11 protein-coding genes are annotated in these 13,497 nt (G+C 43.6%); 4 read left to right on the top strand and 7 right to left on the bottom strand.

What is annotated here, in order from left to right; genetic code table 11:
• Window positions 1-18: 18 nt before the first annotated feature.
• Complete coding sequence (locus tag MKX35_RS17405) at window positions 19-744, bottom strand: phosphonate ABC transporter ATP-binding protein (RefSeq protein WP_076283562.1); 726 nt, start codon at window positions 742-744, stop codon at window positions 19-21.
• A 90-nt stretch (window positions 745-834) separates the two neighbouring features.
• Window positions 835-1,989 carry an MFS transporter gene (locus tag MKX35_RS17400; RefSeq protein WP_076283781.1) on the bottom strand — a complete coding sequence of 385 codons (1,155 nt, stop codon included), beginning with the start codon at window positions 1,987-1,989 and terminating at the stop codon, window positions 835-837.
• A 162-nt stretch (window positions 1,990-2,151) separates the two neighbouring features.
• Here MKX35_RS17400 and MKX35_RS17395 point away from each other — a divergent pair, with 162 nt between their 5' ends.
• The 3 genes from MKX35_RS17395 to MKX35_RS17385 all read left to right on the top strand — a co-directional run bounded on the left by MKX35_RS17395 (window position 2,152) and on the right by MKX35_RS17385 (window position 4,681).
• Window positions 2,152-3,069, top strand: a complete 918-nt coding sequence (locus MKX35_RS17395; RefSeq protein WP_076283561.1) for an ArsR/SmtB family transcription factor — start codon at window positions 2,152-2,154, stop codon at window positions 3,067-3,069.
• Window positions 3,070-3,105: 36 nt separating this feature from the next.
• Window positions 3,106-3,852, top strand: a complete 747-nt coding sequence (locus MKX35_RS17390; RefSeq protein ID WP_076283560.1) for an HAD family hydrolase — start codon at window positions 3,106-3,108, stop codon at window positions 3,850-3,852.
• Window positions 3,853-3,955: 103 nt separating this feature from the next.
• Window positions 3,956-4,681 (top strand): thioredoxin domain-containing protein, encoded by a 726-nt coding sequence (locus tag MKX35_RS17385; RefSeq protein ID WP_076298738.1) that lies wholly within the window; start codon window positions 3,956-3,958, stop codon window positions 4,679-4,681.
• Between the two features lie 89 nt (window positions 4,682-4,770).
• On the opposite strand, the gene MKX35_RS17380 is transcribed toward MKX35_RS17385, so the two are convergent.
• Complete coding sequence (locus MKX35_RS17380) at window positions 4,771-7,026, bottom strand: type IA DNA topoisomerase (protein WP_076298739.1); 2,256 nt, start codon at window positions 7,024-7,026, stop codon at window positions 4,771-4,773.
• Window positions 7,027-7,212: 186 nt separating this feature from the next.
• Here MKX35_RS17380 and MKX35_RS17375 point away from each other — a divergent pair, with 186 nt between their 5' ends.
• Window positions 7,213-8,076 carry a pentapeptide repeat-containing protein gene (locus MKX35_RS17375; RefSeq protein ID WP_076298740.1) on the top strand — a complete coding sequence of 288 codons (864 nt, stop codon included), beginning with the start codon at window positions 7,213-7,215 and terminating at the stop codon, window positions 8,074-8,076.
• Window positions 8,077-8,087: 11 nt separating this feature from the next.
• Here MKX35_RS17375 and MKX35_RS17370 read toward each other — a convergent pair whose 3' ends face one another.
• The 4 genes from MKX35_RS17370 to MKX35_RS17355 form a co-directional block, all read right to left on the bottom strand.
• On the bottom strand, window positions 8,088-9,803 hold the full coding sequence (locus tag MKX35_RS17370; RefSeq protein ID WP_076298861.1) for a proline--tRNA ligase: 1,716 nt from the start codon (window positions 9,801-9,803) through the stop codon (window positions 8,088-8,090).
• 424 nt (window positions 9,804-10,227) lie between these two features.
• Entirely contained in the window at window positions 10,228-11,715 is a 1,488-nt protein-coding gene (locus MKX35_RS17365) for a glutamate synthase subunit beta (RefSeq protein WP_076283556.1), read from the bottom strand.
• A gap of 230 nt (window positions 11,716-11,945) precedes the next feature.
• Window positions 11,946-12,437: a dihydrofolate reductase gene (locus MKX35_RS17360; RefSeq protein ID WP_076283555.1), complete on the bottom strand. Its 492-nt coding sequence runs from the start codon at window positions 12,435-12,437 to the stop codon at window positions 11,946-11,948.
• A gap of 52 nt (window positions 12,438-12,489) precedes the next feature.
• A complete protein-coding gene (locus tag MKX35_RS17355; protein ID WP_076298741.1) occupies window positions 12,490-13,470 on the bottom strand; it encodes a thymidylate synthase in 981 nt (326 codons plus the stop codon).
• Window positions 13,471-13,497 lie beyond the last annotated feature (27 nt).

Raw genomic sequence — 13,497 nt, 5'->3', positions numbered from 1 at the left:
CTTATCCGTGTCCTATATTTAAAGATTTGCACGTTCTTGGAACGTTAATCTACGCCCCTTTATATCATGCTTAATTCTGCCATCTTCTAGTACCCATAGACGCGTAGCAAAACGTTCCGCTAATTCAATCGGTAATACCGTTACAACCGTAAGACCGGTTTCTTTACACAGCTTTCGCAATGTTTCCAAGACACTCTCCGCGGATTTAGGATCTAATCCCGTAACCGGTTCATCCGCTAAAATCACTTTAGCACCGTGAGTCAACGCTCTAGCAATCGCTACACGCTGCCTTTCTCCGCCACTAAGTTGACTTGTCTTCATCTTCGCCTTATCCAGGAGGCCAAGGGCGTCCAGTTCATCCATTGCACCCATATAATCATCTGAACGTACCATCCCAGTGACCATTCGCCATAACGGCGTTTGTGAAGACTGGCCGATCAGTACATTTTTCAATGCAGTACGGTTAGGATTGAGCTCTGCATTCTGCTCCAGGTATGCCCACTCGCGGCGGATTTTTCTTTTACCTGTAAAGGCACTCGCCATTATATCTGTACCGTCCACTCTAAAATTCCCTCTATCCCACTTCTCACGCAGCGCTAAACAGCGCAGTAAAGTGGTCTTACCGCTACCGCTAGCTCCAAGTATTGCTACGAACTCACCCGGTTCTAATTGAAACCCTATATCCTGTAGAACTGGATTCTTATCTTCCCCAACTGCCTTGGCTAAGTGTTCAACTGTGATCATAGTTCAGCCTCTCCCTGTCTTTATCTATAATCTATAGTGTACTCTGAAAGCCAGATGAATTTCCATGCGAGCACTCGTTCTTATCTTACCTCAAATTTTTTGCCGTGGCGAGAAAAATAACCCAAGCAATCCGAAGGCGATATATAAAGCGCCCATCAAGCCGAAAATCCCCCCGCCCCAGCCGACTTGCATGAGCAAACCGCCGATCCCTGGACCTATAATACTGCCTATACTAAAATGAAAAGAAGCAACCACATTTGCAGCAGGCAGTAAATGTCGTGGTAAAATGTCCGCAGCCAGACTGAGCCCTAACGAGAAAAAGGAGCCTACAAGTCCACCAGCAATCATCAACAGCACCATAGTCACTTTGAAATGGTCACCTGCTAATGGCAGTAATGCGAAGGCAATCCCGCCTCCAATCCCAGTAAGAATCAATACCTTCTTTCGACCAAAACGGTCGCTCCACAGTCCTAGCGGGAATTGTAACAACAGTCCTCCAATGCCCGCAAAAGGCAATAAGGCTGCAATTTGATCCGTGCTGTATCCGATCCGGAGGCCATACACTGGAAAATTACTGTTTAAGCTTGCTTCCATGAAACCGTATAGGAGTGCAGGAATTAAAGCAAACCACGCTAGACTGTAACAACGTCCAAACCGGCGTACCTGACTTTCTCCACTCTCAACTTTATCTGGACGTGAATCCGGAAGCATTGTAACGGCTAGTATTAGGACCAGCAAAAAAAGAAAAGCTAGAACAATAAAGGGTGTTGCCTGACCAAAGCGCAGCAGACTAATTCCAAGTGGCCCCAAGCTAAAGCCCAGACCATAGGACATCCCATACAGGGAAAGATTTCGTCCACGATGCTCGGCAGGTGTCATTAGCAGCACCCATAGCTGGGCGGCATAATTGATAGCTGCATCACCAACACCTACAAGTAGACGTAACACAAACCATATTTTGATTCCAGGAAAAAAGGGGAATAAAAGCAAGCTTACTAAGACTAAGCTTATCCCGCCAGCAATCAATTTTTTGAATCCAATCGCTCCGAGAACTCTTTCAGCAATCAAGGTCATTCCGAATGATCCTATGTATAAAGCAGCTGCATTAAGTCCATTAAGCGAAGAGGAAACTCCTTTCTGCTCCAATAGAATGGATAATACGGGAAGCAGCATTCCTTGGCTGAGTCCAGCCGCTATAGTAGCGGTAATAAGAATCATGAAATTCATTTTGCTGTTACTTCGAATAGATAATTTTGGCCGGTCTGACACAGATGATATCCCCCTATGATTAATAACGCTAATTTGTTCTAACGCCAATTGGCAAACACCGAACATTATAGTGGACAACCCTCTTCAAAACAAGAGATAATATGAAGATGTTACGGATTTCCTGGGGGTGCATGAGACATGGAGTACGAATTAAAGATCGACGTATCGCCGGTTTATGAACTGCTGGACAGTTTTATGTTATATGTAACTAGAAAATGGATCTCCAATTTGGACATTGGTCCCCACTGGATAAGTGATGTGGAAGATCGCATTTCTCCTCATAAGGTAACAGCTTTAATGCAAGCCGCCGAGTGGCCTTTTACGGATTATGATGTGCTATATGCCTGGGTTTACATTCGAGGACCCGCAACTTCAGTGCAGCATTTCTTAGATGATCTGGATTCAGCCTCCATAGAAGAATGTTATCAGCAAATCGCTCCGCTCATTCAGGAGTTTACGATTGAAGATGCTTTTCGGATTCGGAGCAGCTATAGTCCACTCTTGCGTCTCTGGTACGAGCAATACTTCCGCCATGTGGAGCACAAAATATTACCGCTATTAATTGAAGATGCTTCTGAGAAAAAAATGCTTGAAAGTAAAATGGATCCCATTTCTCTAATTGAATACGCGTCTGGCGGTGTAGTTTTCGAGGAGATCACGGATCTAAAAACGATTGTATTACTACCAACTGTTCATAATCGTCCGATTAACACCTACTGCTTCTACAAAACCATGGTGATCGTACAATACCCTGTAGATGTACCTTTAGAAGACGAAAATGAACCACCTATGGTGCTTTTGCGCATGACCAAGGCACTATCCGACCCCACCAGACTTCGATTGCTTCGCTATGTCGCACATGAACCCAAGTCGTTGTGGGAGATGCAATCAGATCTTAATCAATCCAGAGAAATGCTGATGCATCACCTTATGATTCTACGAGTAGCCGGCCTACTCCGCATCCATCTTAGAGGTGAACAAGATGAACGTTTCAGTATTCGCCCTGACGGCGCATCAGAGCTTCAAATGTTCCTAGAGTCTTATATTTATCTATAGAACACTATACAGATACAGATCCAAGGAGTGAGAGATATGAAATACATGACACAACAGGTGATTTTCGATCTAGATGATACACTGGTCCACTGCAACAAATATTTCGATCTGATTTTAGGGCAATATTTTGAGCTAATGACTGATTGGTTTAACGAATTTGGCCCGAGCACCAGTGACCTACGCGACAAACAAATAGAAATTGACGTGCACACGGTCAACACAAGTGGTCTTGCCAGCGATAATTTCCCTAAATCCCTAATCGCTACCTACCGCTATTTCTGCGCAAAATATAATCGTCCGACGGACCGTTTTCAAGAACAACAGTTACACAAGCTTGGACTAAGCGTCTATGATCAAGAAATCGAAGCTTACCCTGGCATGGTTGAAACGTTGGATACTCTGAAGCAGGATGGTCACCATTTATTCCTGTACACAGGTGGAGACGATACGATCCAACAACGTAAAATTGAGCAAATGAAGCTAGATGCTTACTTTGATGACCGGATCTATATTCGTCAACATAAAAATGTTGAGGCACTTGAAAATATTTTGACTACGCAAGGCTTTGACCGCAAACGCACCTGGATGATTGGTAACTCTTTACGTACAGATGTACTACCGGCAGTAACCGCAGGCATTAACAGTATCTATCTGAAGCAACAGAATGAATGGAGCTATAACCTTATTGAACTGGAGCAAGAAATGCAACAAGCAGTGAAGACCATTTCCTCCATCCATGAGGTGCCTCCTGTTATTCGTACTGCTACCCTGCAGAAACTCTAGGTGCAAAGTAACCTCAGACATTGTTACAAATGACATATCTACTCTACCTCTGGGATGTTTATACTATTTTTGTATAATTCCTAAATGAGGTAGGAGATGAGATATGAACAAGAAAGTGAAGTCCAACCATTCTCGAACTAACAAACAAATGCTTCCCATGCTCTTAGGTATAGTTGTTGTAATCCTTGTCGCTGTTATTGTCTTCATTCTAAATGACAAGACGGACAGTACAGAGGGTTTACCTAACTACACTGATGTGAAGGGGAGCATTGTTGTTGATGGGCTGAAATATGAAAAGCAACCTCATCTTGGTAGTCCTGATGCCAAAATCAAAGTCATCGAATTTGCAGATTTCAAATGTCCTGCCTGCAAAAACTGGACGGAGAAATATCTGGATACGTTTGTTAAGGACTACGTGGATACCGGAAAAGTTGAGCTTTTCTTCATGAACTTTGCCTTTCTGGATCGAGATTCCTATCTTGCTGCAAGTGCAGGTGAAGCCATTTATAGGCAAAGCAACGAGAAGTTCTGGGAATATCTCCATAAGCTGTACGCCAATCAAGGCGATGAGAGCAAAATATGGGCCACACAGAAGTTCATTCTAAATTTCGTCAAAGATAACATAGAAGGTATTGATTACGCTCAATTCGAAACAGATCTCAAGAATCATACCTATATGTTCGACGTCAAAGAAGACTTCAAGATCGCGGGATCGTACGCGGTTAATGGTACACCTAAATTTATGGTAAACGGAACCCTGCTTCCTGACTCCTCCTATGAAGGGTTAACTGCAGCGATTGAAGCACAGCTGGCTAAATCCGCTGAATAATTATAAGGCATGATTAAAAAGGTGTCTCTGCCATGTATCCATCATGGCTAGAGACACCTTTTTACCGTACACCCATTCTTTTTGATCGACTATGATTCAATTGCTAATTCGCCCGTATCCATATTTTGAAGCACTAGCTTGCCTTCCAGAGGTGTACCGTCTTCGCTGGTAAGCTTTAGCTTGCCCGTCCGACCTTTCTCTATCAACGCCTTCACTTGTGCATCCGTGAGTGTACGACCATGATTCTCTTTCCAAATCACGAATTTACAGCCTTCCTTGTAATGAGAGCAGCCGTAGCCTTTTTTACCCATAAAAATCATTCCACCGCAGCCGGGACGCGGACAGTTTCCAATGACCTTAGGCCCTGAATTGGCAGATTCCTCTTCACTACTTGCCTTGCGCTTTCGCGGCGCCGCAGGTTTGTCGGTGGTTTTACGAGATGTACTTCCAGCACTTCGCCCTTTAGCACTTGTATTGACAGAAGGCGTCTCCCCTTCAAATGAGGTTTTGGACGCCCGAGATTGTACTCGTACTTTGTCTACGATCATGCAGGCGAATCTTTTTACATTCTCCATAAACTGCCCGTCCGACGCCGTTCCTCTCGATATTTCGTTCAAACGACGTTCCCATTGTCCGGTCATTTCCGGTGAAGTCAACAGCTCAATACCCGCTCCACGAATCAGCTCAATGGCTGTTCGTCCTTTTTGTGTGATGGCAATTTTTTTGCCCTGCATTTCGATGTATCCGACATTCTTCAGCCGTTCTATCGTTGCTGCACGGGTAGCCGGAGTTCCAAGCCCTGAATCCTTCATAGCATCGCGAAGCTCTTCATCCTCAATCTGCTTTCCGGCACTTTCCATCGCTCGAAGCAGCGTACCTTCTGTGTAATGCTTGGGTGGCTGAGTATCTTTCTCTTTAACAATAGCCTCACTACAAACCACTTCTTCTGCCGGAGCAATAGAAAATGGTTCGTTCACTTCGATCTCTTCGTCCTCTTCGTCATCCTTGTTCTTACCCTTGGAAGTCTTCGCTTTATCCTTCTTCTGGTCCGCGTAAATGACCTTCCAGCCGAGGCTTAATAATTCCTTGACTGTGGTTTTGAACTTTTCCTCTTCTACCTCGGTCATCACCGTATGCACTTTATACTCCGCTGCCGGATAGAACTGAGACAAAAAACGCCGCACAATCAAATCATACAGCTTTCCTTCATCTGCACTAAGTCCTGATGCTTTACGATATGTAGGCAAAATCGCGTGGTGATCCTCAACCTTCGAGGGGTTGCAGATGAATTTATTCCCTTTATGAACGAGATTGCGATTCGCACCCTTCACCCACTCATCATACGCCGTCCCTTGCAGCGCGGATAACGTCTTATGCATCTCAGGAATATTCTGTTCTGTAACATAGTTGGAGTTCGTCCGCGGATAAGAGATCACCTTATGCTTTTCATATAACGCTTGAGCAATATCAAGCGTCTTTTTTGCGGAAAAAGCGTACTTTCCATTCGCCTCACGCTGCAGCAGCGTCAAATCGTACAGCTTATTCGGATACTCTTTTGTTTCCTTAACCTCGTAAGACTCAATCCGGCCCGGTTTTCCTTTGACCTTGGCAGCTAGCGCCTCCGCCTTATCCCCATCAGTCAGCCGATCCCCCTGCCACATGCCTTTATAGGTCATTTCATTCTGAGTAAAATGTCCCTCCACCTCAAAAAACTTTAGGGAAGAGAACGCCTCAATCGTCTTCTGACGGTCGTAAATCAGCGCGAGTACGGGAGTTTGAACCCTACCCACGGACAGCAGCACATTATGCTTTGTAGTAAAAGCACGTGATCCGTTCATGCCGATGAGCCAATCCGCTTCACTGCGAGCTTTTGCTGCTTTCGTTAGATTCTCGTACTCCGATCCATCCTTCAGCTCCTGGAATCCTTTGCGAATGGTCTCTGGCGTCAGATCCGAGATCCACAACCGCTTCACAGGATGCTCCAGCTTCAAATGTCGTTGAATGAGTGAAAAGATATGCTGCCCTTCTCGCCCGGCATCGCATGAATTCACTAGAAGATCGCTACGTTTCGCAAGATCTCCAATTACCTTGAGCTGGTCGATTGTCCGCGCATTAGGAACCAGTTTGAACTGGTCTGGAATAATGGGCAGATCATTAATATTCCACTTTTTGTATTTAACATCATAGGCATCCGGCTCGGCCAAACCGATTAGATGCCCTATTGCCCAAGTAATAATGTACTGCTCCCCTTCAAGATAGGAACGGTAATTTTTGGCCTTCGGTTCTATTGCGGCGGCGATATTCCGCCCCATATCCGGTTTCTCCGCAATAATGAGTGTCTTCAAAAACAATCGCTCCTTACCTTTTCGTTCTTAAGTCCAAAATGCGTCCAGTATTCTATTATACCATTAACCTCGGTTTTTTTTAATGGATTGGTTAGTAGGCCTAGGTAAAATTCAGACTTCCCTTTGTCTTTTCTATGAATTAGAATAGTTTGGTAAACGAGTTTTATATATCGGAGGAATCAAAACGTGTCTGAAAATCACAAATTTACAGAACCTTATAAGGACAAAAACGGTCACTATTTAAAAGCAGAATGTGAGAGCTGCTTCGGTTTGTGCTGTTCCGCATTACCTTTTTCAGCTTCAGTGGATTTTGCTATGGATAAAGCAGCTGGCCAGCCGTGCCATAACCTACAATCAGACTTTCGCTGTGGTGTACATACAGATTTAAGAACGCTTGGATTTCGTGGTTGTACTGTATATGACTGTTTTGGGGCTGGGCAAAAGCTTTCTCAGGTTACTTATACCGGTGAGGACTGGCGGAAGAATCCAAAAACTGCAAAGCAAATGTTCGAGGTATTTACGGCCATGTGGCATTTGCACGAATTGCTATGGTACTTAAATGAATCATTGAACTTAGATATAACCCATTCAATACATGTTGAGCTGCAAACAGCACTCGATGAGACGGAACAACTCACTTTACTTAACCCTGATTCTCTACAGAAGGTGAATGTTGACGCTCATCGAGCAAAGATTAATCTGTTACTGCTGCAAGTCAGTGAACTTGTGCGTACTGAGGCTCGTCGTAAACTAAAAAAAGCATCGAGAACTTTCAGCCGTGGTGCTGACCTTGTCGGCGCAAATCTTAAAAATGCAGATCTCAGGGGCGCCAACCTGAGGGGAGCCTATTTGATTGCCGCTGACCTTAAAGGCGCTAATCTTAGAGGTGCAGATCTTATTGGTGCAGATTTCCGTGACACTGATCTTAGGGGGGCTGATCTATCAGAGAGCATTTTTCTAACTCAGGGTCAGATTAATGCGGCAATAGGTGATGATCTCACAAAGTTACCTCCAGCACTTTCCCGCCCTGAACAATGGCTTTCAGTTTGAGTTATAGAAGTTTAATTCAGCTGCGAAAAGAATTCTTGGATACGAGAAACTGCTTCTAACTTTTCTAAGACTTCTTTACCCGCAGCGGAGGCTCTTTCTAGATACTCCACCCTACCTTGTGCAGCCTCCTTACCGACTACTAGCGTTACGGGTATACCAATCAAACTTGAATCCTTAAATTTAACGCCAGCACGTTCATCCCTATCATCTAGAAGCGTCTCAAAACCGAGCTTAGTAAGTTGATTATAAAGCTCTTCTGCAACTTCCAGTTGCTCCGAGTCCTTTATGGACATGATCAAAATATGAACCTGATAAGGTGCTAATGCAACTGGCCACATTATTCCTTGATCATCATGATTCTGTTCTACAATTGCGGACAATAGTCGCGAGATTCCAATTCCGTAACAACCCATGATCATAGGCTGACTTTTGCCTGAACGATCTAAAAAGGAAGCTCCAAGCTTCTCACTGTATTTGGTACCTAATTTAAAGACATGTCCGATTTCAATGCCTTGATGAAAATGAAGAACGCCATCCTCGCAATGTGGACAAGCTTCTCCTTCCGCTACATTGCGAAAATCCCCCACATGCTCAAGCCCAAAATCTCTACCAGGTACAACATTACGGAAGTGATAATCTTTTTCTCCTGCTCCCGTCGTACCTTCCGTCATCTCAGCAACTGCGGCATCAACTAGTACAGTTAATTGAAGTCCCACAGGCCCCACAAACCCACTCTCTACACCCGTTAAGGATTTCACAGCTTCATAGTCAGCAAGACCGATCTCCATCGCTCCGATATATTTACTCACTTTTATCTCATTAACTTCATGATCTCCTCGAACCACTACAGCAAAGAATTGTCCGCTACCTTCGTAGATCAATGTTTTCATAATCTGCTCTGGCTGGATCTCCAACTCCTGCTCTAATTGATCAATTGTACGTAAATTTGGAGTATGGAATTTCTCTATCGCTGGTACTTCGAAATTCATTTCCTTCTTAACAGGACGTACAGCTTCTGCCTGTTCCAGATTGGCTGCGTAATCGCAAGAGGAACATACCGCAATCGTATCTTCCCCGATATCAGCCAGTGCCATAAATTCATGGCTGCCCCCTTCTCCGCCAATTGCACCAGAATCTGCATGAACAGCTCTGAACTTCAATCCACATCGCTTAAATATCCGGTGATAAGCATCGAACATTTGGTGGTATGATTTATCAAGTCCTTCAGAGCTTATGTCAAAAGAGTACGCATCCTTCATCAAGAACTCTCTTCCTCTTAGCAATCCGGAACGTGGTCGCCGTTCATCTCGAAACTTAGTCTGAATTTGATACACGGTAATAGGAAGCTTACGATAGGAGCTGATCTCATTCCGCACAAGTGTGGTTACTACTTCTTCATGCGTTGGACCGAGAATGAATTCCCGCTCATGACGATCCTTAAAAGTCATCAACTCCTTACCATAAACATCATAACGTTCTGATTCCTTCCAAAGTTCCGCAGGCTGCATGGATGGCATTAAAATCTCCTGCGTTCCGGAATGATCCATCTCTTCTCTCACAATCGCTTCTATCTTTCGAAGAACCCGCCGTCCAAGTGGTAAATAGGTATACACTCCAGCAGCTAATTGACGGATATACCCCGCACGCAGCAGTAGCTGATGACTGTTTGTCTCCGCTTCCGAAGGCACCTCACGCAGTGTTGTTAATAATAAATTGCTTTGTCGCATCATAAATACCCTCCCCAGAAATTATCTCTCTAAATGCAAAAAGACACATTCGTCAGGGACGAATGTGTCGTGATACCACCCTTATTCAACTGCCAGCTCCAACATACAATCCATTCTGATTTGGCAATCCTCAAATCGGATAACGGTCGATTCCGGTAGCGGGTTAGTAGATACTATCGCTACAGCTACCAAGGCAGGATACCACTCACACGTGTTTGAGGAACCTTTCACCCGGTGGGTTCCCTCTCTGTTCTAACGCTTCTTGAATCGTAGATCCTTGGTCAATGCTTTTATCATGTGAATAATGTATTTAATTTATATGATACTGATATCTACGTCAAGCATCGCTTGATTTAAAAAACCGTTTCTCCAGCAGGTAAACTGCTTTTGAAACGGCTTATTAGACAATTATTATCTTAACGTTTTAAACAAGAACGGTTGAACCCATCAGGTATTTATCCACTTCACGCGCAGCTTCGCGTCCTTCGTTGATGGCCCATACAACCAAGCTTTGACCACGTCTCATATCGCCAGCAGCAAATACTTTATCCACGTTCGTATTGAATTTACCATAACGAGCTTTCACATTGGAACGACGATCTGTCTCAAGATCAAGCTCTTGAATAATATCTTGTTCTGGCCCATCAAAACCGATGGCTATCAAAGCTAATTGAGCAGGATATACAGCTTCGGTACCTGGAACAGGTTGATAGATCTTACGACCTGTCTCATCCACGATCCGGCGGATCTGTACAGTATGCAGCTCTTTCAAGTTACCTTCATCATCACCAACAAATTTAGTAGTCATGATAGAGAACTCACGCGGGTCATCCCCAAATATGGCTTTAGCTTCTTCTTGCGCGTAGTCTAGGCTATATACATTCGGGAATTGTGGCCAAGGGTTAGCAATCGGATCACGCTGAAGAGGTGCTTTTTCATGTGTACCAAATTGAGTGATACTGCTGCAGCCATGACGAAGTGCTGTAGCAACACAGTCAGATCCAGTATCACCGCCACCCAAGACGATCACGTCTTTACCTTCAGCAGATACATAGTTGCCATCTTCAAGATTGGAATTCAAATAGCTCTTAATCGTACCATTTAAATAGTCCATGGCGTACATAACACCCTTAAGCTCACTGCCTTCAACGTTAAAACGACGCGCCTTTGTAGCGCCACCACACAGAACAACCGCATCATATTCATCCACTAGCTGTTGAGCAGGAATATCCTTGCCAATCTCTGTATTCACTACAAAATTAATACCTTCTGCAGCTAATAAATCTACACGACGTTGAACAACTCTCTTATCGAGTTTCATAGTGGGAATGCCATATGTCAGCAGTCCGCCGATGCGGTCACTGCGTTCAAATACAGTTACTGTATGTCCAGCCTTATTAAGTTGAGCTGCTGCTGAGAGTCCAGCAGGTCCAGAGCCTACGATTGCAATCTTTTTGCCTGTACGTTTCTCTGGAGGATTAGGTACAACCCAGCCTTCTTCAAAGCCCTTATCAATAATAGCTAACTCAATGGTCTTAATGGTCACCGGCTGTCCAATTAGACCCACTGTGCAAGAGCCTTCGCAAGGAGCAGGACAAATGCTTCCAGTAAACTCAGGAAAATTATTCGTCTTATGCAGACGTTCCAGGGCTTCTTTCCAGAGTCCGCGGTACACCAAATTATTCCACTCTGGAATTAGATTATGAACTGGACAACCCGAGGTTCCTCCAGCCATATCAATTCCTGTATGACAATACGGCGTTCCGCAATCCATGCAGCGCGCTCCTTGTGTCTGAAGCTCGTCCTCGGATAAATGATGGTGGAACTCCTCCCAGTCTTTTACCCGCTGCTCAGGATCCCGATCACCTGGGAGCTGCCGTTTATACTCCATAAAACCTGTAGGTGTAGACATGTTTACGTTTCCCCCATCCGTTCTCTTCGTGTTGAAGTATAGTACATTGTAGCATATTGCGGCTTCGTATGGTCGTGAGCAGCGCAATGAAGTACCTGCACATTCTATACCTGTAGATTATCATTTCTAATTTTAATTATAGTAGCACTCATTACTTTTGCACAGTAATGGATTAATCTACTGATTTTTTGTACTATTTCACATGTTATGTCAGAGAAAACGTTTTATTGCTATTCCGTACGTTCATAAACAAGAAAACGGTAATCATACGGATTCTTTTCATCACGAATTCCCTTCTTATTGGAAACCTCTTTCCACACACTCCAGTCAATATCAGGAAACCGGGTATTTCCTTCAAAATCCTGTTCAATTTGCGTTAACATCAACTTGTCAGCATACGGCAACATCAGCTTATAAATTTCCGCACCGCCGATCACCATCAGCTCATCGTCTTTTCCACCCTCGCTGAGAGCTTCCTCAAGCGTGTGTACAACCTCTGCACCTTCAGGAGCATAATCAGTATCTCTAGTCATAATTAAGCTTGTTCTGCCCTTTAGAGGCTTCCCTCCGAGCGAATCCCACGTTTTGCGGCCCATAAGCATTCTCTTCCCCAGTGTTTCCGCTTTGAAATAAGCAAAATCAAGCGGTAAATGCCAAGGCATATCATTATCTTTTCCAATAACATGATTGGTGCCCATTGCCCATATTAAGCTAATACTCATGAAACACGCTCCTTCCTACCTATATAGATCAAAAATCTTGATAACCATTAATTTATACTGCGATCGGCGCTTTTATCGAAGGATGCGGATTGTATCCTTCAATGATAAGGTCTTCCAGCTCGATATCAAAAAGTGATTTCTGATTTGAATTAATAACCAATGTTGGCAATGGTCTTAAATCTCTTGATAATTGCTCTTTAACTTGATCAACATGGTTTGAATAGATATGTGCATCACTAATGCTATATATAAACTCGCCTACTTCTAGACCACACTCATGTGCAATTAAATGTGTAAGTAAGGAGTAAGACGGGATATTGAAGTTAGCTCCAAGAAAAGAGTCAGCGCTGCGCTGCAGCAAGTGACAACTTAATTTACCATTTGCAACATAGAACTGGAACATAACGTGGCAAGGTGGTAACGCTGCTTTACTCCCTTTTGCCCCAGCATTTATAACGTCTTCCGGGTTCCATGCGCTTACAATTAAACGACGAGAATCAGGATTTGTTTTGATCTGATGAATTACATCTTGTAATTGGTCAATGGATTCACCCGTAGAAGATGTCCAATTTCGCCATTGCTTACCATAAACATTCCCTAGGTCACCATGCTTCGCTGCGAACGCATCATCTTCTAAGACACGATCACAAAATGCTTTCATCTCTGCTTGATAAACTTGATTGAAGTCTTCATCAATTAAACAACGATTCCCGAAATCACTCATATCTGGACCTGTATATTCGTCTGATTCAACCCATCTTTTGAAAGCCCATTCATCCCAAATATGATTATTATTTTTCAATAAATAACGGATGTTTGTGTCGCCTTTAATAAACCATAATAGTTCACTTGCGATTAAACGGAACGGAGTCCGTTTTGTTGTAAATAATGGGAAGCCTTTTGATAAATCAAATCGCATTTGATAACCAAATACACTAATTGTACCCGTTCCGGTACGATCTTCTTTTTTTACACCATTATCTAAAATATATTGTAAAAAATTCAAATAGGTTTGTTCTAACTCATTATTCAATTTACTGCACCTCCGTAATATTTCACC

This window comes from Paenibacillus sp. FSL R5-0923, assembly GCF_038009145.1.
In the GTDB taxonomy this organism is placed as follows: Bacteria; Bacillota; Bacilli; order Paenibacillales; family Paenibacillaceae; genus Paenibacillus_AQ.
The sequence above is the reverse complement of the archived record's forward strand: the minus strand, read 5'-3'. Positions and strand labels throughout refer to the sequence as shown.

What these genes read in the sequence shown, in the direction of transcription:
- MKX35_RS17405 (WP_076283562.1), bottom strand. Translation starts at nt 744, where the DNA reads ATGATCACAGTTGAACACTTAGCCAAGGCAGTTGGGGAAGATAAGAAT.
- MKX35_RS17395 (WP_076283561.1), top strand. Translation starts at nt 2,152, where the DNA reads ATGGAGTACGAATTAAAGATCGACGTATCGCCGGTTTATGAACTGCTG.
- MKX35_RS17390 (WP_076283560.1), top strand. Translation starts at nt 3,106, where the DNA reads ATGAAATACATGACACAACAGGTGATTTTCGATCTAGATGATACACTG.
- MKX35_RS17385 (WP_076298738.1), top strand. Translation starts at nt 3,956, where the DNA reads ATGAACAAGAAAGTGAAGTCCAACCATTCTCGAACTAACAAACAAATG.
- MKX35_RS17370 (WP_076298861.1), bottom strand. Translation starts at nt 9,803, where the DNA reads ATGCGACAAAGCAATTTATTATTAACAACACTGCGTGAGGTGCCTTCG.
- MKX35_RS17365 (WP_076283556.1), bottom strand. Translation starts at nt 11,715, where the DNA reads ATGTCTACACCTACAGGTTTTATGGAGTATAAACGGCAGCTCCCAGGT.
- MKX35_RS17360 (WP_076283555.1), bottom strand. Translation starts at nt 12,437, where the DNA reads ATGAGTATTAGCTTAATATGGGCAATGGGCACCAATCATGTTATTGGA.